Below are 24,541 nucleotides of genomic sequence, written 5' to 3'. Positions count from 1 at the left end.
GCTCGCGGACGGGCTGGGGGAGGCGGTGGGTGAGGCGGTGGCGCCCTCGGCCGCCTTCTCGGCAGCCTTCTTCGCCGCCTCGGTGGTGTCCTTCACGGTGTCCTTCGCCGCGTCGGTGACCTTGTCGGTGGTCTCCTTGACGGTGTCGGACGGGGCGTCCTTGCCGGCGTCCTCGGACTTGCTCGTGTCCTCGGACTTGCTCGTGTCCTCGGGCTCGTCCGTGTCCCCGGACGGCGAGGCGGAAGCGGACGGCGTGGGGCTCGGGCTCGCGGTGGACTTGCCGCCGTCGAAGATGCCGCCGATCGCGTCGCCGATGTCCTCCAGCACGTTGCGGTCGCTCTGGGACGGCGACGGGCTCGGCGTTGGCGCGGCGTCCTCGCCCGACGTGCCCGAGGAGGGCGAAGGCGTCGGTGTGGGCTCGGTCCTGCCGCCCGTGTCGTCGGAACCTGAATCCGACGAACCGGACGAGTCCGCAGGGTCCTTGTCCGCGTCCGAACCGCCAGCGGGCGCCGAGGGAGTCGGCTCGGACGTCTTCTCGTCCTTCTTGCCGTCGTCCTCGCTGCCGCTCGCCGAGGGCGAGGGGGAGGCGCCGTCCTTGTCCTTGTCGCCCTCCAGCGCCGCGACGCAGTCCTTGTACTCGTCGGCCTTCAGGCTGTTCGAGGTCGGCGGCTGGTCGTCGGCGAGGGCGAGCGTCGGGGTGAATCCCATGCCCATGAGGACCGCGGTGGGCATCGCCGCCATGGCTATCGCCTTGCCGGCGGGCATCTGGAACCGGGTGAACAGCGGCTTCTTGGGAGCCGCGTGACGCGGCCCCGTTCTCGGCCGGGCCTGGGTCCCGGGAAACTGGTCGCGGGCGTCAGCCGACACGGTACCCCCCGTTGCGGACCTCGGACCTGACGCCGTCCGCCGGACCGCCGTCGCCGGTCTCGTACGGGGCCTGCGGCGGGACCGGCTCATCGTCGGCGCTCTGGGGCGTGGGTTCCACGGCGCCCTCTCCGGCCGGTCCGCGACCGGACTTGTGCCGTCCCCCCTCGGCGCCGTCCGCCTTGCCGGGCGCCCAGGAGACCGCGAGCGCACCACCGAACAGCGCGAACAGGAAGCCGATGAGGAAGCCGCCGATATTGGAGACCACCAGCGACACCAGAGCGAGAATGATCGACGCGACGCCGGCGAAGACGCGCGTCGCCTGCTGGAACCACATGGTCAGCCCCAGCGTGATCAGCAGGACCCCGATGATGAGGGAGCCGGCACCCGCGGTGGTCGCCATGGTGAGCGACATGGTGCCCAGCTTCAGGGTGGCGTAGGGGAAGTAGGCGATCGGCACCCCGCCGAGGATGGTGAACAGGCCTGCCCAGAACGGCCGGCCGCCCCGCCAGTCACGGAATCGCCGACGCAGCCGGGTGAAGGTCCCGGCGCTCTGGACCGGAGTCTCGGCACTCATGGAAAACAGCTCCCTCGGTCCGGTGGAGGTACGTACCGGCTCGGAAGTAGGCGTTCAGTAGCCGGAAGTTGTGAGTCTGTGGAGGTGCCCGGCGGATGGCCGGGCCGGACCCGCGGGGCGGGGAAACCGTGGCTCCCCGCCCCTTCGGGGYGGCTSAGCCRCCCCGCGGTGCCCGTGACACGGAGGCCGTCAGAAGCACTCCATCTCCTTCTTCATGCCGAGCTTCATCGACAGGCCGTTGAGCGTGAACGTGCCGGCCGTGGTGGCCCACGCGGTCTGCTCCACTTTGGTGAGCGTTGCCGTCTTGGCCTGCTGGGCAAAGCCGCCCGGCAGCACCTTCTCGCCCTGCTTCACGTCGGGGCCGCGGTTCTGGTCCCTGACCGCGACGCCGATGTCGATGTCCTCGAACGTCGCATTGGCGTCGAGCTGGGCGACGTCGATGTAGAGGTTCTTCGCCGTGACCGGCTTTTCCCGCCCCGCGTCGAGGCGGAGATAGACCGTGCCTATGCCAGGGATCGGCGTCGCGACCGACTGGCACATGTTGGTGATCTTCGCGGTCTTGAACGACGAGATCGCGACCGGGACCGGCTTCGTACTCTTGCCCTCGGTCGTCTCATAGACGGTGTCGATCCCGCCGTACTGGGCGAAGCCCGTACCTTTGAGGTGCTCGGCCGACACCTTGAACTGCTGACCGGAAACGCTGAACGACGCGGCCAGCGCCCCCTGCGCGAGTCCTACACCCACACATGCCGCGGCGGCCACGCTGGGCACCATGACCACAGCGAACCGCTTCCATCTGGTCCCGCCACGCACCTGGGACTCCATATTTCCTCCTTCTCGGACGTACATCTCCTGACCTGGCTCGCCCCGAATCGCGGCTCAGCCGTGCAGGGATGGGAGAAGTGCTACGTCCTCGGGAAGGAGAGCGCCTGCACTCGGCGGCGCAACTCGCGCCCGAATCACCGGCGATCACCCCCGAGCGACAACCACTGGTCGCGCCTGACACGCATCACGCACAACCCTGCTGGACAGGCTTCGCCGAGTGGGCGAAGACCCCCCTGTCCAAGAGCCGGCGCCACTGCCGCCGGCTCTGCTCGGTGGGGACCCACGCTGTCCCGCGACCCAACCGGCTGCCGGGGTACGGGAATGGACCGAGCGTGGCCGATCGTGGTGCATTCTCGCCGCCCGCACAAGGGGGATCGTTACTGGCTAGTAACGGCCGGATAACCGAACAACGACCCCCCGGTCTCGGACGACGACACAGGGTGGTGCCGAACGGCTGCACAAAGCTGTTGATCGATGGACAGAAACCGACAGATCAACGCCTGTGACTTACTCGCAGTAACAGCGGCCGCGTTTACCAAGTTTTGGCAAAGCGCGGCCGCTGTGACGCTCTTTCGGCAAATCCTTCACGCCGGCATCACGAGCCCGCGTGTTTAACGACTGGTCAGAACAGGGCCCGGGCCAGGGCCCTGCGGGCCGCGATCACGCGCGGGTCCTCGGGTCCGACCACCTCGAACAGCTCCAGCAGCCGCATCCGTACGGTGTCCCGGTCGTCACCCACCGTACGCCCCACGGTCTCGATGAGCCGGCCGAAGGCGTCCTCCACATGGCCGCCCACCAGATCCAGGTCGGCGGCGGCGATCTGCGCCTGCACGTCGGCCGGCTTATCGGCGGCGTCCCTGCGCACCTGCTGCGGGTCGACACCCTGCACACGCTGGAGCAACTCGGCCTGGGCGAGGCCCAGTTTGGCCTCCTCGTTGCCCGGGTCCTCGCTCAGCACGTTCTTGTAGGCCTGGACGGCACCGCTCAGGTCGCCCGAGTCCAGCGCCTGCACGGCGGCTTCGAGGAGCGCGTCGTACGGGCCGGCCGGCCGCTCGGGAGCCGGCTGGGCGGCGCCGCCCGGCTCGGCTTCGGGGTCGACGGCGAGGCCGGTCAGACCGAAGCGCTGCTCGGCGACCTGCACCAGCTGGTCCAGGGTCTGCCGGATCTGCGCCTCGCCCGCGGCCCCCTGGAAGAGCGGCAGCGCCTGCCCCGCGACGACCGCGAACACCGCGGGGATCCCCTGGATGCCGAACTGCTGCATCAGCATCTGGTTGGCGTCGACGTCGATCTTGGCGAGCAGGAAGCGGCCGTTGTACTCGACGGCCAGCCGCTCCAGTACCGGGCTCAGCTGCTTGCAGGGCTGACACCACTCGGCCCAGAAGTCGATGACGACGGGCACCTCGGCGGACCGCTGGAGGACGTCCCTCTCGAACCCCGCCTCGTCGACGTCGATGACGAGATCGGCCGGGGAGATCGCCCCCGTCCCACCCTCCCGGGCGGCTTGCGCACGCGCCTGCTCCGCCTTCGCCTTGGCCTCCTGGGCCGCCTTCACCGCGGCGAGGTCGACGACTCCGCTCATGGACATGTTCCGTGGCTGCATGCGTCTATCCTCCCCCGTACTGCGCGCGCGTGTGAAAACGGTCTGAAAGCCGGGCCGGCCGGATGCCCTTGGCGCCGGGTCCCCACCCCACGCCGTGTCGCCGCAGCCCGTGTACGTCCCTCACGGGCTTTCGCTACGAGACGTAGCGTAATGCCACACCGGACCGCCGGGACACCACCCCCCGGTGATCTCCCTCACGGCCGCGCGGGAACCGCCGGTTTATGGTCAGGACATGCACAGCCGCAGCCCAGCCAGCCGCACCGGGCGCCCGCGCAGCGCCACGGCGGACGCCGCGATCCTGGCCGCGACACGCGAGGCTCTCGTGGAACTGGGCTGGTCCAAGCTCACCCTGGGAGACGTCGCGACACGCGCCGGGGTTGCGAAGACGACCCTCTATCGCCGCTGGGCGGGCAAGAACGAACTGGTCGTCGACGCGGTCGCGGAGCTCTTCGACGAGCTGGAGCTCCCGGACAGCGGCTCACTGGCCGCGGACATCGAGGGCGTCGTCCTCCAGTTCGCCACGATCCTGGCCCGCCCGGAGGCCAAGAGCGGCCTGATGGCAGTGGTGGCGGAGGCCACCCGCGACGACGCCCTGCGCGAACGCATCCGCGCCTCGGTGGTCGACCGCCAGAAACGCCTGGTCCTGGAGGGCAGATCCCGAGCCCAGGTACGAGGAGAACTCCCACCCGAACCCGACCCCGCCACAGCGTCCCGCACAGCAGACCTGATCTTCGACATGGTCGCGGGGGCGGTGGTCCACCGCACGCTGGTGAGCGGGGAGCCGGTCGACGAGGCGTGGGTACGCGGCTTCACCCTGGTGCTGCTCCGGGGACTGGCGGGAGGAGCCGCGCACACCGCCGCCGACTGAGGCAGGCCCGTCCGGCGCGTCGGCGTCCCCGCTCAGGAGGAACGGCCACCGAAGGTGAAGTTGCCGTGGAAGTCCCGGCCCTGGATCACCGTGCCCTGGGTGCCGCCGCCGAGCAGCGCGCCCTGGGCGCCGGGGCCGGGTCCGGGCTGCCCCGTGGCCGGGTCGGGGCCGGGGCCCGGCGGACTGGACCGCCGCCCGGGCCCGGCCGTGGCTCACCACCCTCGCCCCGCGCCTCCAGGGTGCAGGCGCTGCCGCTGACGGACGGAGGACGTGCTCAGAAGCCCGCAGGCTCGGTGTACACCCCCCACTCGTCCCGCAGCACCCCGCAGATCTCGCCGAGCGTCGCCTCGGCGCGTACCGCCTCCAGCATCGGCTCGATCATGTTCGCGTCCGACCGTGCCGCGGCGATCATGCCGTCGAGCGCCGCACGGACCCGCGCGTCGTCCCGCCCGGCCTTCCGCTCCGCGAGCACCCTGACCTGCTCCCGTTCCACCTCGTGGCTGACCCGCAGGATCTCCAGGTCCCCGGTCACCGACCCGGTGTGGACGTTCACCCCGACGACCTTCTTGTCGCCCTTCTCCAGCGCCTGCTGGTACCGGAACGCCGACTCCGCGATCTCCCCTGTGAACCAGCCGTCCTCGATGCCCCGCAGGATCCCGGAGGTGATCGGCCCGATCGGGTGCCGCCCGTCGGGGTGCGCCCGCAGCCCCCGCTCCCTTATCTGCTCGAAGATCTTCTCGGCGTCGGCCTCGATCCGGTCCGTCAGTTGCTCGACGTACCAGGAACCGCCCAGCGGATCGGCGACGTTGGCGACGCCGGTCTCCTCCATCAGCACCTGCTGCGTACGCAGGGCGATCTCCGCCGCCTGCTCGCTCGGCAGCGCGAGGGTCTCGTCGAGGGCGTTGGTGTGCAGCGAGTTCGTCCCGCCGAGCACGGCCGCCAGCGCCTCCACGGCCGTCCGTACGACGTTGTTGTACGGCTGCTGCGCGGTGAGCGAGACACCCGCCGTCTGCGTGTGGAACCGCAGCCACTGGGCCTTCTCGGACTGCGCGCCGTACACGTCCCGCATCCAGCGGGCCCAGATCCGGCGCGCGGCGCGGAACTTCGCGATCTCCTCGAAGAAGTCGACGTGCGCGTCGAAGAAGAAGGACAGGCCGGGGGCGAAGGCGTCTATGTCCAGCCCGCGCGACAGGCCCAGCTCCACGTACCCGAAGCCGTCCGCCAGCGTGTACGCCAGCTCCTGCGCAGCCGTCGAACCGGCCTCCCGAATGTGGTAGCCGGAGACGGACAGCGGCTTGTACGCGGGGATGCCGGCCGCGCAGTGCTCCATCAGGTCGCCGATGAGCCGAAGGTGCGGCTCGGGCTGGAAGAGCCACTCCTTCTGGGCGATGTACTCCTTGAAGATGTCCGTCTGGAGCGTGCCGTTCAGGACGGACGGGTCGACGCCCTGCCGTTCGGCGGCGACCAGGTACATGCAGAAGACGGGCACGGCCGGTCCGCTGATGGTCATGGACGTCGTCACGTCACCCAGCGGGATGTCCTTGAACAGGACCTCCATGTCGGCCGCCGAGTCGATCGCGACACCGCAGTGTCCGACCTCGCCCAGCGAGCGCGGGTCGTCGGAGTCGCGGCCCATGAGCGTCGGCATGTCGAAGGCGACCGAGAGCCCGCCCCCGCCGTTGCGGAGGATCATCTTGTAGCGCTCGTTGGTCTGCTCGGCGTTGCCGAACCCGGCGAACTGCCGAATGGTCCACGTACGCCCCCGGTAGCCGGTCGCGTACAGGCCGCGGGTGAAGGGGTACTCCCCGGGCCAGCCGATCCGCTCGAATCCCTCGTACCTGTCGCCGGGCCGGGGTCCGTACACCGGCTCCACGGGATCGCCGGAGAGCGTGGTGAAGTCTGCGTCGCGCTTGCGCGCCGCGTCGTACCGGGCCTGCCAGCGACGGCGGCCTTCCTCGATGGCGTCAGCGTCCATACCCATCGAATTTACTAGGACGTCCAAGTAAATGTCGACGGCAGACCGCCGTACGTTCGTCCGTACGGCGGTGCTGTTACGCCTTGGCGGTCGCGGGCGAGTCCTCCGCGACCCTGGCCTCGAGCTCGTGGCTGATCTTGCGCTCCACGAAGAACGCGGCCGTCGGGATGGTCCCGGCGAGCAGCACCCAGATCTGCTTGCCCACCGGCCACTTCGCCTTGGAGCCCAGGTCGAAGGCGAAGATCAGGTACACGACGTACAGCCAGCCGTGCGCGATGCTGACGACGCGCGTGAAGTCGGCCGCGCCGTTCAGGTCGAGCACGTACTTGCCGATCATGCCGAGGGTCAGCAGGACCAGCAGTACGCCGGTGACGTAGGCCATCACGCGATAGCGGGTCAGCACGCTCTTTTTCATGCCGTCGAGCGTAACGACCCGTTCCGGGAGATCTTGGCCCGGGTCACCCCTCCTGGAAGTCCCCGGCGGCGATGCGCAGCGGCCGCAGCATCGCGAAGATCTCGGCGCACTCCTCCGCGTCGTACACCCCGAGCCCGAAGTCCATCGCCATCAGGTCGCGGGTGGCCGCCTCGACCACCTCGCGGCCCTTGTCGGTGATGCTGGCGAGGGTGCCGCGCCCGTCGTTGGGGTTGGGCCGCTTGGCGACGAGGCCCGACCTCACGAGCCGGTCCACGGTGTTCGTCACGGACGTGGGATGCACCATGAGCCGTTCGCCGATCTTGGACATCGGCAGCTCGCCGGACTTGGAGAAGGTGAGCAGCACCAGCGCCTCGTACCGCGCGAACGTCAGCCCGTACGGCTTGACCACCGCGTCGACCTCGGCGAGGAGAATCTGCTGGGCGCGCATGATCGAGGTGATCGCGGCCATGGACGGCACGTTTCCCCAGCGCTGTTTCCAGCGTTCGTCGGCGCGCGCGATCGGATCGAAGGAGAGACTGAGCGGCTTCGGCACGAACCCGACCTTACCGGCCGGTCACATGCTGGTCAGCCCTGTCTCGGCCTTCGGTCACCAGCGCCCTCGGGCACGATCTCGAAGAGCCCGGTCCACCGGTCGTCGTGCAGACAGGCGTTCATCGGCCCGACCAGAGTGGTGTGATCAGGGTCGGTGCGCCACTGCTTGATGGCGTCGAGACTTTCCCACTCACTGGTGAGCAGCCATCGACCGGGATCGTCGACGGAGCGGCAGAGCTGTTCGCGCAGATGTCCGGGAAACCGCTCGGCGCCGTCGCGTACGCCTTCGTAGGCATCCACAAAATCCGCTTCCCTTCCCTCCCGGACGCGTAGCAGGCGAACCACTCGCACCCGCGCCGGTGCCGTGGCCTCCCCCGTCACGACGGGTCGAGAACGACGGGGAGTTCCGCGACCCCGCGGAAGGCGGGGAACGGCACGGTCAGCCAGCGCACGTCCTCCGGCTCCCCGACCAGGGCCATGCCGGGGTGACGTCCGAAGAGCGTGCTGAGGGCGACCTGCATCTCCAGACGTGCCAGAGGCGCGCCGATGCAGTAGTGCGGGCCGAGGCCGAATGCGAGGTGCGTCGCCTGGACGTTCGGGCGCTCGACGTCCATGCGGTCCGGGTCGGGGAACATCTCGGGGTCCCGGTTGGCCGCCGTGAGCGAGATCTGCACGAGCGCACCCTTGGGGATGAGTGTGTCGCGCATCTTGATGTCTTCCGTCGCGTAGCGGAACGTCGAGTTCTCCACGGAGGTCTCGAACCGGAAGATCTCCTCCACGGCTGCGGCCGTCGCCTTCGGGTCCCGGAACGCCAGCCGCTTCTGCTCCGGCCGGCTGAGCAGGTGGTAGACGGCGTTGCCGATCTGGTACGCGGTCGACTTGTGGCCCGCGAAGAGCAGCACCCACGCGGTGGAGACGAGTTCGTGGTCGGTGAGCGCGCCGTCCTCGTCCTGCGCCGTGACGAGTGCGCTGAGCAGAGCTCCGTCCGGCTCCTTCCGCTTCCGCGCGATCAGGTCCACCAGATAGTCGCGCAGGTTGCCCTCGGCCCGTTCCAGCGCCTTTCTCGCCTCCGGCCCGAAGCCGGTCTGAGCGACGGTGGCGGACCATTCCTGGGCTTGCTTGCGTTCGTTCTCCGGGACGCCGAGGAGCTCACAGATCACGTGCAGCGGCAGCGGGAAGCAGAACTCCTGGAGGAGGTTCACGGGGTCCGACGCCGGGCAGCGGTCCAGCAGTTCATCGGTGATCTTCTGGACCTTCGGACGCAGCGATTCCACCCTCTTGGGGGTGAAGGTGGTGCCGACGATCCGGCGGAGCCTGGTGTGCTTCGGAGGGTCCGAGAAGAGCATGTTGTCGTCCAGGGCGATCGACGAGTCGCCGAAGATCCGGTGATAGGCGTCGATGGCGCCGTACATGTCCTTGCTCAGCCGCGGATCGGCCAAGGCGGCACGGGCGTCGTCGTACCGGGTGATGAGGTACGTGTCGACCCCGTGAGGGGGCGTCAGGGGGCATACGGGTGCTGTCGCCCTGAGCGCGGCGTAGACGGGATGCGGGTTGGCGCGAAACTCCCGGCTGCAGGCCGAGGCCGCGGCAGCGGCCTCTTCGGACGACATTTCCTCGGATGCGAACGCTTGCGTCATGGCTGGTCCCGGGGGTCGAGAGTTCCGTCGGTCGGTCACACGATTTCCCGGCCGGCACTGTGCCGCAAACACTGCTGGGCCATACGAGTTCGAGCGCCGCAGGATGTGTGGAAAATTCCTCCGGTTACCCGGCCGGCGTACTCCGGGGCGCCCCGGATCGCGCGCGTAAGTCCCGCTTGGTAAACATCATGACGGGCCAGTCCACCGTTCCCGGGCTGGGCAGTCGCCGGACGACGAGGAAACCAGTGAGCGGACGCGGAGTGGAATCTGTACCAGTTCTCATCGTAGGCGGATCCCTGGTGGGTCTTTCCACCTCCGTGTTCCTGGGGCGCCTCGGAATCGAGCACCTGCTCGTGGAGCGGCATGCCGAGACGTCGACGCACCCACGTGGCCGCGGGAACAACGTGCGCACCATGGAGATCTTCCGGACCGCCGGACTCGAGCAGAGCGTGCGGGAGGCCGCCTCCGCTCTCGCCGGAAACGACGGCGTTCTCCAGGTGGACACCCTCGTCGGGGACCAGCGCCGCTGGATCGTTCAGGACATCGCCGCAGGCATGGATGTCTCCCGGGTCAGCTCCTCGAACTGGTGCCTGTGCAGCCAGAACGATCTGGAGCCGGTCCTGCTGGACCGCGCCCGCCGGGGCGGAGACATCCGCTTCGGTACGGAGCTGCTTTCCTTCACGCAGGACGAAGAGGGAGTCCGGGCGCAGGTGATGCGCCGGGACACCGGTGAGACCTATACCGTGAAAGCCGATTTCCTGGTGGCCGCCGATGGCCCGAGAAGCCCCGTTCGCAAACGTCTGGGAATCGGCCAGTCCGGACCCGGTGCCCTGTTCCACAACATCAGTGTCACGTTCCGGAGCAAGGCCCTCAAGGAATACGTCGGGCCGAAGCGCTTCATCGTCTGCTACACCACCGATCCACAGGGGGAAGGTGCCTTGCTGCCCGTGGACAACGAGGAACGGTGGGTCATCCATATCCCTTGGTCTTTCGATCGGGGGGAAACCCTTGAAGACTTCGGAAACGAGCGCTGCGCGGCACATATTCGCGCGGCTGTCGGTGTTCCGGACCTTGATGTCGAGATCACGGGAAAGGCGCCCTGGCACGCTTCCAAGCGAGTCGCGGACAGCTACGGGCGGGGCCGGGTCTTTCTGGCCGGTGACGCGGCTCATGAAATGCCGCCCAACGGGGCTTTCGGCTCCAACACCGGGATCCAGGACGCCCACAACCTCGCCTGGAAAATCGCCGCGGTACTCCGCGGCTGGGCCGGCCTGCCGCTGCTCGACACCTACGAGTGTGAACGACGGCCTGTCGCTGTCACGACGAGCGCACGGGCCTCCCGGCAGGCCGCCGAGGAGCAGCACCCCGCATTCCGCCCGGCAGCGGGGCGCAACAACGACGCGGGGGACCTCATGACGGTCGCGCTCTGTTACCGGTACGGCTCGAACGCTGTGGTGGGCGCCTCCCCTCAGCGGCCGGTCGTCCCGGAAGCCTTTCTGATCGACGGGGAGCCGGGGAGCCGCGCACCCCATATGTGGGTCAGGGCAGGAGGCGCCAGGATCTCCACTCTCGATCTGTACGAGCGTTCCTTCGTCCTGCTCGCCGGGGCCGAAGGCCACCCGTGGCGCCGCGCGGCGGAGCGGGCCGGCAAGAACCTGGGCGTTCCGGTCGAGGTGTATCTCGTGGGAGACGGCCCTGATCACGACCTTGTTCCCGAGCCGGATGCCGACTGGGCGGCGCTGCACGGCACCGCCGACGACGGTGCCGTCCTCGTACGCCCGGACGGTTTCGTCGCCTGGCGCGCCCCCTCCCACCTGCCGTCCGCCGATCGTGTGCTGACGGACGTGCTGCAGACCGTGCTCTGCCGCGGCTGAGCACCACCCACCGAAACGACCCGAGGACATGCCGATGCCATACGAGGACGGCCCCGTAGAGGGCCGAGTGGACGTCCACCACCATTTCACCGCGCCGGCCTGGCTGGACTGGGCGGAGGAACGCGGTGTCGTCAACCGCGAGAGGCTGCCCTGGTGGACACGCTGGGACCTGGACGCGGCTCTGGGGGTCATGGACAAGACGGGCATCAGCACCGCTGTCATGACCGTCGCGATGCTCGGACGGTTCCGTGAGCGGGCCGAGCGCCAGGAGAGCGCACGGATCGCCCTGCGGGCGGCGGCCGATGTCGTCGAGGACCATCCCGCGCGCTTCGCCTTCTTCACCCCTGTGTTCCTGGACGACCTGGAGCTCTCGCAGTGGAGCCTGCGCTACGGACTCGACGAGCTCGGGGCCGTCGGGGTGAGCACGAGAACGAGCATGGACGGTGTCTACCTCGGTGACGCCACCCACGACGGCCTCCTGCAGGAGCTGAACGACCGGTCCGCCGTCATCAGCACGCACCCCATGGAAGTGCCGGCCGGAAAGGACGGCGGTGCGGGACTGCCGGGGATGCCGCCCTTCGTGTGCGACTTCCTCATGGACACCACACGCGCGGCCATCAACCTGATCCGGAACGGCACCCTGGACCGCTATCCGAATCTCAGCTTCGTCCTTCCCCACGGAGGAGGCTTCCTGCCGTACATGGCCACTCGGCTGGAGCTCTTCGGCGGGCACCTCACCCCCGGGATCGAGCCGGGCAGGGTCCGTGACTACCTGCACCGGTTCTACTTCGACACGGCGGGCCCCATGTCTCCCTCCTCCACGCCCACACTGCTGGCCACGGTGGATCCCAGCCGGGTCCTCTTCGGCACGGACTGGCCGCCCACCCCCGCACAGGTCGTCGCCGACATCGCGGTGCCCGCCCTGGACGGCGATCCCTTCGTCTCGCCGGAGCAGCTCAGGGGCATCAACCGGGAGAACGCCCTGCGTCTGCTGCCGGTACTGGCCCGCTCCTCCTAGCTCCTCTCCTGGCCGCACGCACGGAGAGAAGGCCGCCGCCCTCACGGGCGGCGGCCTTCTCTCCCAGGCGTCACCGGGTGGCCGGTGCCGTGTCTCTCTCCCAGTGGTAGAAGCACTGCGCCATCGCGTCCTTCGGACCGCGCCAGGTCTGCGGGTCGTACGGGCTGACGTACGCCTCGAGCTTCCTGCTGATGTCGCGGAACTCGGGATGGCCGGCCACGCGCGCGATGGCGGGGCCCGGGTCCTGCTCGGCCTCGATGAAGTGCATGTACACATCGCCGAACTGGAAGAGGGAACGCTGGGTCACCCCGACGAGGCGGGGCAGGTCGCCGCGGTCGGAGGCCGCGAAGACCTCGGCGATGTCCGGAGCCGCGTGCGGGGCCATCCGGGCGACGATCAGGGCGTGGTGCATGGAGTCTCCTTACGCGGCGGCGCCGTTCAGGCGGGCGTGACGGGTGAGGTCCGCCGCTCGTCGGCGGCCTGCTCGATGCGGTCGCGGATGAGGGCCATCTGGACGGGGGAGTTGCGGTTGATGATGTCCGTCATCCCGGCGTCGTCGACCGGCGCGTCCGGCCTCATGGCGAAGTCCTGGGTCCAGCGCATCCGGGTGCCGTCGGGGGTCTCTTCGTACTCCCACCGGATGTTCATGTACTCGAACGGACCGGGTTCGACTCGGCGTGCCGTGACGGTGAGCTTGTCGCGGTCGGTGGTCCGTTCCGACACCCAGCTCCACACCTTGCCGTTCTCGTCGGGGTGCATGGTCAGGCGGAAGGTCACCGTGTCGCCCTGCCGGGACAGCACCTCGGCGTCCGCGTACTCGCTGAACAGCTGCGGCCATCTCTCGACGTCGTTGGTCATGTCCCAGACGAGGTCGAGGGGTGCGGCGATGGTGATCTCGTTCTCGGTGTGCCCTGCCATCTCAGGCTCCTGCCGTGAGTGTGCTGTTGACGAGGTCGAGGAAGTCGCGGGGGCTCTTGCACTTCTCCGCGTCGGTGGGGAGCGCCCGGGCGTGCCGGTTCTCCAGCTCGCCGACGATGCCGAGGAGGCCGAGCGAGTCCAGCCCGAACTCGGCGAAGGGGGTGTCCAACCGGGCTTCGAGGTCCTGCGGGTCGACGGTGACACCGGCGGCCTTCTTCATCAGTGCGGCCAGCTCTTCGAGGGTCACTTCACTGCTCATGCGCGTTCTCCTTTGTCGTACGGATGCGGTGGGCTTCACCGGGCGGCTGGTCCCGGGTCGCGGCGCAGTACCAGCGCCGCGTTGGAGCCCATGAGTCCACGGCTGAGGACCAGGGCCGTGCTCAGCTCGGCCGGGCGCGCCGTCGACGTCACCAGGTCGATGTCGTGGCAGATGTCGAAGACGTTGGGCGTGGGCGGGATCCGCCCTTCTTCCATGGCCATCACCGCGGCCGCGACGTCCAGCAGGGGTGCCCCGCAGTAGGACCGTCCGATGCCGGTCTTGGGCGCCGTGACGGGCACGCGGGTGCCGTGCGGGCCGAGGGCGTCGGCGAGGGCCAGGGCCTCGGCGCGGTCCGCCTCCGGGACACCCATCGCGTCGGCGAAGACCACGTCGATCTCCTCCGGTGCGCAGCCGGCCTCGTCGAGGGCACCGCGGATGGCGTGGGCGAGTCCCTCCCGTGAGCGGTCCCAGCGCGAGGCTCCGGTGAAGGTGGCGGCATGGCCCGCCACGGTGGCGCGGACGTCCGCGTCGCGTCGGCGTGCGCGGTCCAGGTCCTCGACGACCAGCACGGCACCGCCCTCGGCCGGGACGAAGCCGCAGGCCGTGGAGGTGAAGGGCCGGTAGGCCCGTGCCGGGTCCTCGACCGTGCTGAGTTCCGGGTACCCGAGCTGGCAGACCATCGAGTACGGAGCGAGCGGCGCTTCGGCCGCCCCGGCCACGACCACGTCGGTCCCCCGCCCCACGGTCCGGGCGGCGTGCGCGACGGCGTCCAGGCCGCCGGCCTCGTCGCTCGCGACCACGCCGCAGGGGCCCTTGAACCCGCTGCGGATCGATATCTGGCCCGTGCTGGCCGCGTAGAACCAGGCGATGGACTGGTAGGGACCGACGAACCGGGACCCCTGCCCCCACAGCTTCTGCAGTTCCCGCTGGCCGAATTCACCGCCACCGGATCCGGCAGCGGTGACCACACCGACGGAGTACGGGGAGTCGGTGGCCGCATCGCTCAGTCCCGCGTCCTTCAGGGCCGCACTGGCGGCGGCCATCGCGAAGTGGCTGAACCGGTCGGTCTGGACGAGGAAGGTCTCCTCGATGAGTGCCGAGGGGTCGAATCCCCGGACCTCGCCGGCGACGCGGAGCGGAAGGTGCCCGCACCCCTCCCGGGTGATCCGGTCGAGTACGGACAGGCCCTCCTTGACGGATTTCCAGTAGGTCTCCGCGTGCAGTCCGTTGGGCGCGACCACACCGATCCCCGTGATGGCGGTGCGGCGGTTCGGCTGAGCGCTCATCGTTTCCTCCCGGCCGGCCCCGTCAGGAGCACCGCTGACTGGAACCCGCCGAAGCCGCTGCCCACGGACAGCACGTTGGCGAGCTTGCGCGGGCGCGCGGTGCGCGGTACGTAGTCCAGGTCGCACTCGGGGTCCGGGGTCTCGTAGTTCGCCGTCGGCGGGACCATCTGGTGGGCCAGGGCCAGCACGCAGGCGACGACCTCGATCGCGCCGATCGCACCGAGCGAGTGGCCCACCATGGACTTGATCGAACTCATGGGCGTGTCGTAGGCGTGGGCGCCCAGGGACCGCTTGACCGCGGCGGTCTCGTGACGGTCGTTCTGGCGGGTGCCCGACCCGTGCGCGTTGACGTAGTCGATGAGTGAGGGATCCAGACGGGCCTGCCCGAGCGCGGTGTCGATGGCCCTGGCCATCTCCAGGCCCTCGCTGGTCAGCCCGGTCATGTGGTACGCGTTGCCGAAGGTGGCGTAGCCGCCGATCTCGCAGTAGACGTGCGCGCCGCGGGCACGGGCGTGTTCGAGCTCCTCCAGGACGAGCACGGCGGAGCCCTCTCCCATGACGAATCCGTCGCGGTGGGCGTCGAAGGGCCGGGAGGCGTGCGCGGGGTCGTCGTTGTTCGGCGAGGTCGCCCTGATGGCGTCGAAGCAGGCCATGGTGATCGGGGAGATCGGGGAGTCGGACGCTCCGGCGATGCAGATGTCGGCGCGGCCGTCCTCGATCGTGTGGAAGCCGTAGCCCACCGCGTCGAGTCCGGAGGTGCAGCCGGTCGACACGGTCTGCACCGGCCCCTGGGCGCCGAAGTACTCGGCGACGTCGGACGCCAGGGTGCTGGGCGAGAACGCCCGGTGCAGCTGGGGACCGGCGGCGCGGTGGTCGACGTCCCAGCGTTGCCCTCGCTCGCTGACCAGGACGTAGTCGTGCTCCAGGCGGGTCGTGCCGCCCACGGCGCTGCCGAGCGAGACGGCCACGCGCCACGGGTCCTCGGCGCCGAACTCGATGCCGCAGTCGGCCACCGCCTCCGCGGCGGCGACGAGGGCGAACTGTATGTACCGGTCGGCGCGTTCGACCAGGTCGGGATCGAGCCCGTGCGCGAGCGGGTCGAAGTCGCACTCGGCCGCGATGCGCGACCGCAGCCCCTCGGGGTCGAACAGTGTGATGCCGCGCGTCGCGGTACGGCCGCTTGAGAGGAGGTCCCAGAAGGCCGGCACGCCGATGCCGCCCGGGGCGACGACGCCGATGCCGGTGACCGCCACCCGCCGGGTCACGAGGGCACCCCGCGGCGTTCGGGCTGCGCGCCGTCCCCCTGCACGGCCGGGTACGTTTCGCCGCTCGCGTTCCCCTCGACGGCCTCCGTGTCGACGTGGCCCATGCTCGGCTTCGGAGCCAGCGGACCCAGGTGGAAGACCATCCGGGCTTCCACGTCACCGACGTTGCGGAACCGGTGCCGCATGCCGATGGGGACCATGAGGCCCTGGTCGGCGCGGATCGGGTGGGTCACGTCGTCCAGGTCGACTTCCAGCTCGCCCTGGACGACGTAGACGAACTCCTCCGAGTACGGGTGGTAGTGCTCGCCGATGCGTTCACCCGGCTGCATGATGGCCAGGCCCATGAACCCGCTCGTGGAACCCACCGTGAGGGGCGTGAGCAGGGTGCGCAGGTCGCCGCCACGCTTGCGGTTGGGCTCGGTCTCGCTGAGGTCCACGATGCGCGGGCGCGTCTTGTACATGGTCCGTCTCCAGGTCGGTCTGTGGGGTGTTGTCCATGGGCGGGTGTCGTCCACGGACTGTCAGGACTGGGCAGCCCTGCGATCGGTGATCAGCGTCATGTCGGTGTGCGCCAGGAGGCGGGTGGCGTCCCGGTCGCTCGAGAGCGGCCCTTCGACGCCGAGTGCGGCGCCGTCGAGGAGGCGGGCCAGCACGGCGGCCTTCCTCTTGCCGTGCAGGCCGAGCGCCCTGACCGGATCGGTCTCGGGATCCCGCGTGTCGATGAGACGGACGACCAGGTCGTCCCGGTGGAAGACGGTGCTGCGGTGCACGGGCCCGGCGGGGTCGGCCGCGGCGGTCTCGTCCTGCTGGGCGAGCAGCCGTGCCAGCGCCATCCCGCAGCCCTCACGGGCCGGGTAGTACAGGGCGTGACGCCGCAGACCGTCCGGCTCCGGTCCGCCACGCGCCACATGGTGTACGGCCGGCATGGCCGCGCGGATGAAGAAGGCCCGTGCCGACGCGGGGTCGGCCAGATCCCTGCTCTGTTCCAGGTACGGATTGAGGGCTTCCTCGACGGCCCGCACCTCCGGCTGACGCGAGACGTGGCGCAGCGCCGTCTGCAGATCGCCCTCCACCTCGACGGTGCGTACGACTCGGTTGCCGTGCATGAACAGCGTCGTGCGGCGCAGTCGTGTGGAGTCGTCGGCGCGGGCCTGGGGCGGCGCGTAGCCGGCCAGGATGTCCGCGACCTTGGACTCGGAGCCGGGCTTGACGGTGAACGTCAGCGCATGGCGCGTCACTCCGTCGCCCACCCGCACCGGTGCCTGGACCCCGTCAGCGGTCCCGGCGGTGGGCGGGAGGGCACGCCCGGTCTCACGGATGACGTTGTAACGCATCGACCGGATGTCCCGGACGCAGTCCTGCATGGGCCTGACGGTTTCGAGGTGCTCCTCACTGTTCACCCAGGCGAGATACGGCGGCGCGGTCGCCCATTCGCTGGTGATGAGCCACTGGGACGGGTTCTCCACGGACTGGCACAGCTGGTCACCGAGGTGACCGGGAACCGACGCGACCCGGCTGCGCATGTGCTCGTACGCGTCGAGGAACCGTTGCTGGGCGCCTTCGTGGAGATCGACGAGCAGGATGACGCGCAGCCTCGAGCCGTCGAACGCCGACTGGGACGTATACGTCGAAGTGTTCACCGGCAGGCCCTTCCTTCGCTGGGCAGACGGCGGCCGCCGTGTCCGGCAGCGGGACGGCGGTCGGCCCTGAGCCCTCATCGTGGGTCGGGGCGTCGGACTCCGCGAGCCGCACGAGTCATCAGAGGGAACTGCCCGGCGCGCAGGGCACGTTTGTGCCTCGCCAGGACACGAAGAAGCCCCGGCCCATGAAGAGCCGGGGCTGTGGTCCTTACGGTCTACTCGGCGAGATGCCGCTCCACCGTCTCCACCTTGGAGGTGAGCCCGTCCGTCACTGCGGGGCGGATGTCCGCCTTGAGGACCAGGGACACCCGCGGAGCCCGCTGCTCGACCGCGGCGACGGCGCGCTTGACGACGTCCATGACCTCGTCCCACTCGCCCTCGATCGAGGTGAACATCGCGTCGGTCCGGTTGGGCAGGCCCGACTCGCGCACCACCCGCACCGCATCGGCGACGTACTCCCCCACGTCCTCGCCGACGCCCAGCGGCGTCACGGAGAAGGCGACGATCATGCCTTCACGGCCCCTTCCTGGCGCGCCCGGGACGCGATGACCGCGTCCTCGGCCTCACGCCGCAGCTTGCGCTCGGCGAAGAACCCGCCGGCCGGGAGCACCGACAGCACGAAGTACAGCGCGGCGGTCTTCACCGGCCACTTGGTCCGGTTCCACGCGTCGGCCCAGAAGATCACGTACAGGATGAACAGGACACCGTGCACCATGCCCATCACCGGCACGGCGTTGAAGTCCGTGGTCCGCTTCAGCACCGAGCAGACCAGCAGGAGGAGGAAGGAGATCGCCTCGGGGGCCGAGACCAGGCGGAGGCGGCGGATGGCGGTGGCGGTCTTGAGGTCCACGGGTCACCTTCGGTGGGAGACGGTCTTGCTGGGGCCTGACGCTTTGTGAACGCACGCACAAGCGTCCCGCCCATTGTGGCAAACCGCTACGGGCCCCCGGCCCCTAGGGTGCGGTCAGGGTCGTTCTCCACCCACAGGCTCTGTCCGTGGCGCCCGGCCTGCGGCTACCTTCACGTACGTGGCGATGTTCCGACTTCAGAGCAGCAAGGTGCTCGCCGTCGACATGACCGGAGACGCCGTGAAGGCGAAGAACGGCTCGATGGTGGCGTACGACGGCGAGATGGCCTTCAAGAAGCTCAGCGGCGGCGGCGAGGGCATACGAGGCATGGTGACCCGGCGGCTGACCGGTGAGCAGATGACCTTGATGGAGGTGAAGGGGCGAGGGACCTGCTGGTTCGCGGACCGCGCCTCCGAGATCAACCTGGTCAGCGTCCAGGGCGACAAGCTCTACGTGGAGTCGAGCAACCTGCTCGCGACCGACGGCGGGCTGCGCACGGGGACGGAGTTCACCGGCCTGCGCGGCGCCTCGCAGGGCAACGGGCTGTTCACGACGACCGTCGAGGGCCACGGCCAGGCGGCGATCATGTCGGACGGCCCGGCCGTGGTGCTGCGCGTCAGCCCGCAGTACCCGCTGACCGTCGACCCGGGGGCGTACGTGGCACACCAGGGGAATCTCCGGCAGTCCTTCCAGTCCGGTGTGACGTTCCGCACGCTGCTCGGGGAGGGCGGCGGCGAGGCCTTCCAGATGCGGTTCGAGGGGGACGGGCTGGTGTACGTGCAGCCGAGCGAGCGGAACACGATCGCGGGAGACGTGTGACATGGCCTTCCGGGAGATCAACGCGAAGATGGTCGAGGCGACCGTCGCGCCGGGCCGGCGGCTGTTCAGCCAACGCGGCGCGATGCTCGCCTACAAGGGCGAGGTGTCCTTCACGCCCAACACGGCCGGCGGCCAGGGCGGGCTCATGTCGATGATCGGCCGCCGGGTCGCCGACGAGGACACGCCCCTGATGACGGTCGAGGGCAGCGGCACCGTGCTCTTCGGGCACGGCGGGCATCACGTCCAGGTGATCCAGCTCGCCGGCGACACGCTGTACGTCGAGGCGGACCGCCTCCTCGCCTTCGAGGGCACGCTCCAGCAGGGCACGATGTTCCTGGGCTCGCAGGGCGGCGTCATGGGCATGGTGCGGGGGCAGGTCAGCGGCCAGGGGCTGTTCACGACCACGCTCAAGGGACACGGGGCCGTCGCGGTCATGGCCCATGGCGGAGTGATCGAGATCCCGGTCACGCCCCAGCGGCCGGTGCACGTGGACCCGCAGGCCTACGTCGCCCACCACGGAGACGTCCGCAACAAGCTGTCCACCGCCCTGGGCTGGCGGGACATGGTGGGCCGCGGCTCGGGCGAGGCGTTCCAGCTGGAGCTCAGCGGCAGCGGTGCGGTGTACGTCCAGGCGTCGGAGGAGAAGCTGTGAGCACGTACGGAACCCCGGGCGCCGGCCCCGCGGTCTTCGACCCGGCGACGCTGCCGCCCGACGACAACGTCAATCCCTACACCTTCTGTGTGGAACTCAAGGGGAGCCAGTGGTTCCTCCAGAAGGGGAAGATGATCGCCTACTACGGCTCGATCGACTTCAACGGCGTCGGACACGGCCGGCTGGACCGTCTCGTCCGTACGTCCTTCCATTCGCCACTGCACGCGAGCGACTGGGTCGTGGCGGAGGGCTCGGGCAAGATGCTCCTCGCCGACCGGGCCTTCGACGTGAACTCGTACGACCTCGAGAACGGCAATCTGACCATTCGCTCGGGCAACCTCCTCGCTTTTCAGCCAACTCTGTCGCTGAAGCAATCAATCGTGCCGGGTTTTCTGACCCTCATCGGAAGCGGAAAGTTCGTGGCCGCGTCGAACGGCCCCGTGGTGTTCATGGAACCCCCGATCCGGGTGGACCCCCAGGCCCTGGTCGGATGGGCCGACAGCCCCTCTCCGTGCCACCACTACGACCACGGCTACATGACCGGCGTAATGGGCGGTCTACGTGCGCTGACGGGCCTCGGCGGGGCCTCCGGGGAGGAGCACCAGTTCGAGTTCGTCGGCGCCGGCACGGTCCTGCTCCAGTCGTCCGAGACCCTCATGGCGGAGCAGGCCACGGGGGCCGTTCCGCATCAGGCCGGAGTGCCCGGCGGCGGGGCGCACGGCCCCCAGGCAGGCCAGTCCGGCGTACCGCGTCTTCCCGGACAGCTGGGGGACCTCCAGCGTCGCTTCGGGCTGTGAGCGGTAGTCTGCGGAGTGTGACATCGAACGTCTGCGCACCGATGTTCGGCGGGTGCGCTCCGTCACACGAAAACCCTCACTAGTTCACCTTTCAACCTTTTAGGTAGACTTCATTCATGGAGACCGAGACGGCCACCCGCTGGCTGACCGATGCGGAGCAGTGCGCTTGGCGCACCCACCTGGAGGTCAACAGGCTGTTGACGTACCAGCTCGAAAAGGACCTGCAGCCGTTCGGCCTGACAATGAACGACTACGAGATCCTGGTGAATCTCTCCGAGTCGGAGGACCAGCGGATGCGGATGAGCGACCTCGCTTCCGCCACCCTCCAGTCCAAGAGCCGCCTCTCGCACCAGATCACGCGCATGGAGAACGCGAACCTGGTCCGGCGGGAGAACTGCGAGTCCGACCGCCGGGGGCTCTACGCGGTCCTCACCGAGCACGGCATGGCGACGATGCAGAAGGTCGCGCCCCACCATGTGGCGTCCGTGCGGAGGCACTTCATCGACCTGCTGTCGCCCGAGGCCCTGGCGGAGCTCGACAAGGCCCTCAAGCCCATCGCGGAGCACCTGCGCGGCCAGCGCGGACGCCCGTAACCCGGACGGCGTACCGGGGCCGTGCGTCCCCGGCGCGACGACAGGCCCGCGTCTGCGGCATGATCCAAACGCTCGTTCCTAGGCGAGCGGCAGGCGGAGTTCGAACAGGGCTCCGCCTGCGGGCCCCTGGGCGGCCGTGAGCGTGCCGCCGTGGCGTACGGCGACGTCCCGGGCGATGGCGAGGCCCAGCCCGGCACCGCCGTCGTCACGGCTGCGGGCGGCGTCCAGCCGTACGAACCGCTCGAAGATCCGCTCCCGGTCGGACTCGGGCACGCCGTCCCCGTCGTCCGCCACCCCGACCACGGCCAGGTCACCCTCCCGTCGCACGCTCACGCTGACGGCCGACCGGGCATGCCGCTGGGCGTTGTCGAGCAGATTGGCCAGCACCCGGCCCAACTGCCCACGCGATCCGGCCACCTTCACCGGCTCCGCGTCCACCGTCACGCCCGTCCGCCCCTCGGCCGCCTCCCGGGCCAGCCCGGCCAGGTCGACCTTCGCGTCGCTGGGCCGCTCCCCCGCGTCCAGCCGGGCGAGCAGCAGCAGGTCCGCGGCGAGCCGCTGGAGCCGTACGGTGTCCTCCACGGCCCCGTCGAGGTCCAGCAGCTCGGGGTGCGCGGCGGCCACCTCCAACTGCGTGCGCAGCGAGGCGATCGGGCTGCGCAGTTCGTGGGAGGCGTCGGCGACGAAGCGCCGCTGCCGCTCCACGGAGGTCTCCAGGGCCGCGAGCGTCTCGTTCGTCGTCCGGGCGAGCCGGGCGACCTCGTCGTGCGTCTGCGGCTCCGGGACTCGGCGCGCGAGGTCCTGGGAGGCGGTGATCGCGGCCATCTCGCTCCGGATGCCCTCCACCGGCCGCAGCGCCCGCCGGGTGACCAGCCAGGTCACCCCCGCGACGACGCCGAGCAGCAACGGGAACCCGATCAGCATCACCGTCAGCGCGGTCTGCACGGCTCCGTGCTCGGCGGCCAGCGGGGCACCGGCGTAGACCTTCAGACGCCCCCGGTCGTGGGTCTCGACCTCGACGGCGGCGAACCGGTAGTCCTCCGTGTCGCCGTCGATCGTCGCGGACCCGTTGCTGAAGGTGCTCTCCCCGGCGATCTCCCCGGCTTCGAGGTCCTCTTCGTGGTCGTCCGAGTCGTCGTCATCGTCCCCGCCGGGCGCCACCGGCGACTGCGGCTTCACCCGGTCGGAGTCGGTACCGCTGATCTTCTCCAGATCCTCGCTGGCCGCCACCAGCCGCTTCTTCCCGGCGAGGACCTGGACCGGCCCGTCGTCGCCGTCCAGCCCGGACAGCTTGTCGTACGGCGTCCCGGCGGCGAGCTGGGAGGCGACCGCCCGGGCGGAGCGCTCCGCCTGGGTGCCGGCCTCGCCGATCAGATTGGACCGCAGGGACAGCAGGACGGCGGCCCCGGCCGCGACGAGCGCCACCGCGACCACGAGCGTGGCTCCCAGCGTGGCCCGCGCCCGGACGGACCCGAACAGCCGCCTCATGGCGACGTCTCCAGCCGGTACCCGGCGCCGCGCACGGTCCGGATCAGCCCCGCCCGCAGCTTCCGCCGCAGGGTGCTGACGTACACCTCGACGATGTTGGGATCCCCGTCGTACGCGAAGTCCCACACGTGTTCGAGGATCTCGGACTTGGACACGACCTCCCCGGCCCGCAGCACGAGGTGCTCCAGCACGGAGAACTCCTTGGCCGTCAGGGCGACCTCGTCCTCACCCAGGAACACCCGCCGAGCCGCGGTGTCCACCTTCAGATCCCCGTGCACATGCACGGGCGAGGCCCCGGCACCCACCCCGCGCCGCCGCAGCAGCGCCTTGACCCGGGCGACGAGCACGACGTAGGAGAACGGCTTGGTCAGGTAGTCGTCCGCGCCGGTGTCCAGCCCCTCGGCCTCGTCGTACTCGCCGTCCTTGGCGGTGAGCATCAGGATCGGCACCTCGTGCCCGGCGGCGCGCAGGGCGGCGCAGACCCGGTAGCCGTTGAGCCCGGGCAGCATGATGTCGAGGATCACCAGGTCGTACGTGCCCTCAGATGCCTGGTGCAGGCCCTCCCGTCCGTCGTGGACGACGTCCACGGCGTACCCCTCGGCCGTCAGGCCCCTGGCGAGCGACAGGGCCAGCCGCTTCTCGTCCTCCACGATCAACAGGCGCATGGGTAAAGAGTGGCAAAACCAAGCTGAAGATCCCTTCAGGGGTCTTCAGGTTCCTCTCAGCGTCGGTCGGCCAGATTGGAACACGTCGAAAACGAAACGACTCGGGAGGAATCCGCATGAAGCGCAACATCGTGATCGCCGCTGTGACCGCTGCCGCTCTGATCGGAGGCGGTACGGCCACGGCTCTCGCGACCACGGGAGACGACCAGGGCTCGGCGCGGCAGGCGGCGAACACCCGGCTGTCGGACGACGACGGCCGCGACGAACAGGACGGCGCGGACGCGCAGGACGACCGCGACGACGACAACGGCCGCGACGACGACGCCGCGCGGGCTGCCTCCGCCGACGTGACGGCGTCCGAGGCCATCGCCTCCGCGCTGAAGCACACGCCCGGCACGGCCGTGTCCGCCGAGCTGGACGACGAGGACGACAGCGCCAAGGTGATCTGGAAGGTCGACGTCCTCTCCGGCGACAACGGCTGGCACAGCGTCCGTATCGACCCGTCCAACGGCAAGGTCCTCGGCTCGCACGCCGACGACGAGGACGACACGGCTCAGGTGCGGGCGGCCCTGAAGGGCTCTTCCGTGACGGCCGAGGAGGCCGCGAAGGCTGCCGCCGGCAAGGGCACGGTGACGTCCGTGGACCTGGACGAGGACGGCGGGAACAAGTCCTGGGAGGCCGAGACGCACAAGTCCGGCGGCGCCGAGCAGGACTGGAAGATCGACCTCGGCACGGGCAAGGTCACGGCGGACCACTCGGACGACCAGGACGACGACCAGGACTGACCCTGCCCTGTCCTACCCGGATTTCAACCGCCCCGGCGTCGCTGCTGACGCCGGGGCGTCGTGGGGCTCGGCGTCGGTGCTGGGGCCGGGTGGGTCCGCAGCCCGGCGTTGCGAGGCGCCGCCGGCGGCTGCTGAGGCCGGGGCGCCGCGCAACCCGGCGCTGCGGGGTGCCGCTGCGCCCACCCGTGCCGCCCCAAGCGGCACGACTGCCCGCAGCTGGGCGGGACCGGCGGTCCGCAGCGCGGCGGCCTGCGGCAGCTCAGCCGAGAGGCGCCCGCACCCGCGCACGGCGAGAAGGGGACGTGTCGGGGGGTGTCCGCC

General features: G+C 69.9%; 27 protein-coding genes and 1 pseudogene. 8 read left to right on the top strand and 20 right to left on the bottom strand.

What is annotated here, in order from left to right; translation table 11 throughout:
• The 4 genes and pseudogenes from CA983_RS17865 to CA983_RS17845 form a co-directional block, all read right to left on the bottom strand.
• Positions 1 to 867 (bottom strand): annotated as a pseudogene (locus CA983_RS17865) (hypothetical protein); the annotation flags it as partial.
• Positions 857 to 1,441 carry a DUF6114 domain-containing protein gene (locus CA983_RS17860; protein ID WP_086601900.1) on the bottom strand — a complete coding sequence of 195 codons (585 nt, stop codon included), beginning with the start codon at positions 1,439 to 1,441 and terminating at the stop codon, positions 857 to 859. The gene CA983_RS17860 and the pseudogene CA983_RS17865, both read right to left, overlap by 11 nt.
• A 189-nt stretch (positions 1,442 to 1,630) precedes the next feature.
• A complete protein-coding gene (locus CA983_RS17855; protein WP_086601899.1) occupies positions 1,631 to 2,266 on the bottom strand; it encodes a DUF6230 family protein in 636 nt (211 codons plus the stop codon).
• Between the two features lie 622 nt (positions 2,267 to 2,888).
• Positions 2,889 to 3,866 (bottom strand): tetratricopeptide repeat protein, encoded by a 978-nt coding sequence (locus CA983_RS17845; RefSeq protein ID WP_086601898.1) that lies wholly within the window; start codon positions 3,864 to 3,866, stop codon positions 2,889 to 2,891.
• A 232-nt stretch (positions 3,867 to 4,098) separates the two neighbouring features.
• Between CA983_RS17845 and CA983_RS17840 the strand changes: the two genes are divergently transcribed.
• Positions 4,099 to 4,734, top strand: a complete 636-nt coding sequence (locus CA983_RS17840; RefSeq protein ID WP_086601897.1) for a TetR/AcrR family transcriptional regulator — start codon at positions 4,099 to 4,101, stop codon at positions 4,732 to 4,734.
• Positions 4,735 to 5,008: 274 nt separating this feature from the next.
• Here the strand turns inward: CA983_RS17840 and icmA are convergent, their stop codons facing one another.
• From icmA to CA983_RS17815, 5 genes are all read right to left on the bottom strand, one after another.
• Positions 5,009 to 6,709 (bottom strand): coenzyme B12-dependent isobutyryl-CoA mutase large subunit, encoded by a 1,701-nt coding sequence (icmA, locus tag CA983_RS17835; RefSeq protein ID WP_086601896.1) that lies wholly within the window; start codon positions 6,707 to 6,709, stop codon positions 5,009 to 5,011.
• Between the two features lie 76 nt (positions 6,710 to 6,785).
• Positions 6,786 to 7,124 carry a DUF3817 domain-containing protein gene (locus CA983_RS17830; protein ID WP_086601895.1) on the bottom strand — a complete coding sequence of 113 codons (339 nt, stop codon included), beginning with the start codon at positions 7,122 to 7,124 and terminating at the stop codon, positions 6,786 to 6,788.
• A 43-nt stretch (positions 7,125 to 7,167) separates the two neighbouring features.
• Positions 7,168 to 7,677, bottom strand: a complete 510-nt coding sequence (locus tag CA983_RS17825; RefSeq protein ID WP_086601894.1) for a MarR family winged helix-turn-helix transcriptional regulator — start codon at positions 7,675 to 7,677, stop codon at positions 7,168 to 7,170.
• A gap of 32 nt (positions 7,678 to 7,709) precedes the next feature.
• Positions 7,710 to 8,021: an antibiotic biosynthesis monooxygenase family protein gene (locus tag CA983_RS17820; RefSeq protein ID WP_086601901.1), complete on the bottom strand. Its 312-nt coding sequence runs from the start codon at positions 8,019 to 8,021 to the stop codon at positions 7,710 to 7,712.
• A gap of 32 nt (positions 8,022 to 8,053) precedes the next feature.
• Positions 8,054 to 9,313, bottom strand: a complete 1,260-nt coding sequence (locus CA983_RS17815) for a cytochrome P450 family protein (RefSeq protein ID WP_086601893.1) — start codon at positions 9,311 to 9,313, stop codon at positions 8,054 to 8,056.
• A gap of 188 nt (positions 9,314 to 9,501) precedes the next feature.
• On the opposite strand from CA983_RS17815, the gene CA983_RS17810 reads away from it, so the two are divergent.
• Positions 9,502 to 11,187, top strand: a complete 1,686-nt coding sequence (locus CA983_RS17810; protein WP_425276454.1) for an FAD-dependent oxidoreductase — start codon at positions 9,502 to 9,504, stop codon at positions 11,185 to 11,187.
• A gap of 34 nt (positions 11,188 to 11,221) precedes the next feature.
• Positions 11,222 to 12,205: an amidohydrolase family protein gene (locus CA983_RS17805; RefSeq protein ID WP_086601891.1), complete on the top strand. Its 984-nt coding sequence runs from the start codon at positions 11,222 to 11,224 to the stop codon at positions 12,203 to 12,205.
• Between the two features lie 70 nt (positions 12,206 to 12,275).
• On the opposite strand, the gene CA983_RS17800 is transcribed toward CA983_RS17805, so the two are convergent.
• The 9 genes from CA983_RS17800 to CA983_RS17760 all read right to left on the bottom strand — a co-directional run bounded on the left by CA983_RS17800 (position 12,276) and on the right by CA983_RS17760 (position 18,423).
• The gene (locus CA983_RS17800; protein WP_086601890.1) at positions 12,276 to 12,617 is read right to left on the bottom strand and encodes a TcmI family type II polyketide cyclase; all 342 of its coding nucleotides are present in this window, start codon (positions 12,615 to 12,617) and stop codon (positions 12,276 to 12,278) included.
• A 26-nt stretch (positions 12,618 to 12,643) separates the two neighbouring features.
• Positions 12,644 to 13,123, bottom strand: coding sequence for an SRPBCC family protein (locus CA983_RS17795; RefSeq protein ID WP_086601889.1), 480 nt, complete (start codon positions 13,121 to 13,123; stop codon positions 12,644 to 12,646).
• A 1-nt stretch (position 13,124) separates the two neighbouring features.
• Positions 13,125 to 13,382, bottom strand: a complete 258-nt coding sequence (locus tag CA983_RS17790; protein ID WP_086601888.1) for an acyl carrier protein — start codon at positions 13,380 to 13,382, stop codon at positions 13,125 to 13,127.
• A 35-nt stretch (positions 13,383 to 13,417) separates the two neighbouring features.
• Positions 13,418 to 14,668 (bottom strand): ketosynthase chain-length factor, encoded by a 1,251-nt coding sequence (locus tag CA983_RS17785; protein WP_086601887.1) that lies wholly within the window; start codon positions 14,666 to 14,668, stop codon positions 13,418 to 13,420.
• Positions 14,665 to 15,933, bottom strand: a complete 1,269-nt coding sequence (locus CA983_RS17780; RefSeq protein ID WP_086601886.1) for a beta-ketoacyl-[acyl-carrier-protein] synthase family protein — start codon at positions 15,931 to 15,933, stop codon at positions 14,665 to 14,667. The genes CA983_RS17785 and CA983_RS17780 overlap by 4 nt, the downstream gene beginning before the upstream one ends.
• Positions 15,930 to 16,394 carry a cupin domain-containing protein gene (locus tag CA983_RS17775; RefSeq protein WP_086601885.1) on the bottom strand — a complete coding sequence of 155 codons (465 nt, stop codon included), beginning with the start codon at positions 16,392 to 16,394 and terminating at the stop codon, positions 15,930 to 15,932. Before CA983_RS17775 ends, CA983_RS17780 begins: the two co-directional genes overlap by 4 nt.
• A gap of 60 nt (positions 16,395 to 16,454) precedes the next feature.
• On the bottom strand, positions 16,455 to 17,573 hold the full coding sequence (locus CA983_RS17770; protein WP_086601884.1) for a SchA/CurD-like domain-containing protein: 1,119 nt from the start codon (positions 17,571 to 17,573) through the stop codon (positions 16,455 to 16,457).
• A gap of 215 nt (positions 17,574 to 17,788) precedes the next feature.
• A complete protein-coding gene (locus CA983_RS17765; RefSeq protein ID WP_086601883.1) occupies positions 17,789 to 18,082 on the bottom strand; it encodes an MTH1187 family thiamine-binding protein in 294 nt (97 codons plus the stop codon).
• The gene (locus CA983_RS17760; protein WP_086601882.1) at positions 18,079 to 18,423 is read right to left on the bottom strand and encodes a DUF3817 domain-containing protein; all 345 of its coding nucleotides are present in this window, start codon (positions 18,421 to 18,423) and stop codon (positions 18,079 to 18,081) included. The genes CA983_RS17765 and CA983_RS17760 overlap by 4 nt, the downstream gene beginning before the upstream one ends.
• 184 nt (positions 18,424 to 18,607) lie before the next feature.
• Between CA983_RS17760 and CA983_RS17755 the strand changes: the two genes are divergently transcribed.
• From CA983_RS17755 to CA983_RS17740, 4 genes are all read left to right on the top strand, one after another.
• Positions 18,608 to 19,240 (top strand): AIM24 family protein, encoded by a 633-nt coding sequence (locus CA983_RS17755; RefSeq protein WP_031116419.1) that lies wholly within the window; start codon positions 18,608 to 18,610, stop codon positions 19,238 to 19,240.
• Between the two features lies 1 nt (position 19,241).
• Positions 19,242 to 19,892 carry an AIM24 family protein gene (locus tag CA983_RS17750; protein ID WP_086601881.1) on the top strand — a complete coding sequence of 217 codons (651 nt, stop codon included), beginning with the start codon at positions 19,242 to 19,244 and terminating at the stop codon, positions 19,890 to 19,892.
• Entirely contained in the window at positions 19,889 to 20,689 is an 801-nt protein-coding gene (locus tag CA983_RS17745) for an AIM24 family protein (protein ID WP_086601880.1), read from the top strand. Before CA983_RS17750 ends, CA983_RS17745 begins: the two co-directional genes overlap by 4 nt.
• Before the next feature lie 116 nt (positions 20,690 to 20,805).
• On the top strand, positions 20,806 to 21,282 hold the full coding sequence (locus CA983_RS17740; protein ID WP_086601879.1) for a MarR family winged helix-turn-helix transcriptional regulator: 477 nt from the start codon (positions 20,806 to 20,808) through the stop codon (positions 21,280 to 21,282).
• 78 nt (positions 21,283 to 21,360) lie between these two features.
• Here CA983_RS17740 and CA983_RS17735 read toward each other — a convergent pair whose 3' ends face one another.
• Together CA983_RS17735 and CA983_RS17730 are read right to left on the bottom strand one after the other, a co-directional pair.
• Positions 21,361 to 22,770 carry a sensor histidine kinase gene (locus tag CA983_RS17735; RefSeq protein WP_086601878.1) on the bottom strand — a complete coding sequence of 470 codons (1,410 nt, stop codon included), beginning with the start codon at positions 22,768 to 22,770 and terminating at the stop codon, positions 21,361 to 21,363.
• Complete coding sequence (locus CA983_RS17730) at positions 22,767 to 23,435, bottom strand: response regulator transcription factor (RefSeq protein WP_086601877.1); 669 nt, start codon at positions 23,433 to 23,435, stop codon at positions 22,767 to 22,769. Before CA983_RS17730 ends, CA983_RS17735 begins: the two co-directional genes overlap by 4 nt.
• 116 nt (positions 23,436 to 23,551) lie before the next feature.
• On the opposite strand from CA983_RS17730, the gene CA983_RS17725 reads away from it, so the two are divergent.
• Positions 23,552 to 24,220, top strand: coding sequence for a PepSY domain-containing protein (locus tag CA983_RS17725; RefSeq protein WP_086601876.1), 669 nt, complete (start codon positions 23,552 to 23,554; stop codon positions 24,218 to 24,220).
• Positions 24,221 to 24,541: the final 321 nt, after the last annotated feature.

Source organism: Streptomyces swartbergensis (assembly GCF_002148965.1).
GTDB classification, from domain to species: domain Bacteria; phylum Actinomycetota; class Actinomycetes; order Streptomycetales; family Streptomycetaceae; genus Streptomyces; species Streptomyces swartbergensis.
Note: the sequence above shows the minus strand (reverse complement) of the source record. Positions and strands in the feature narration are given on the sequence as shown.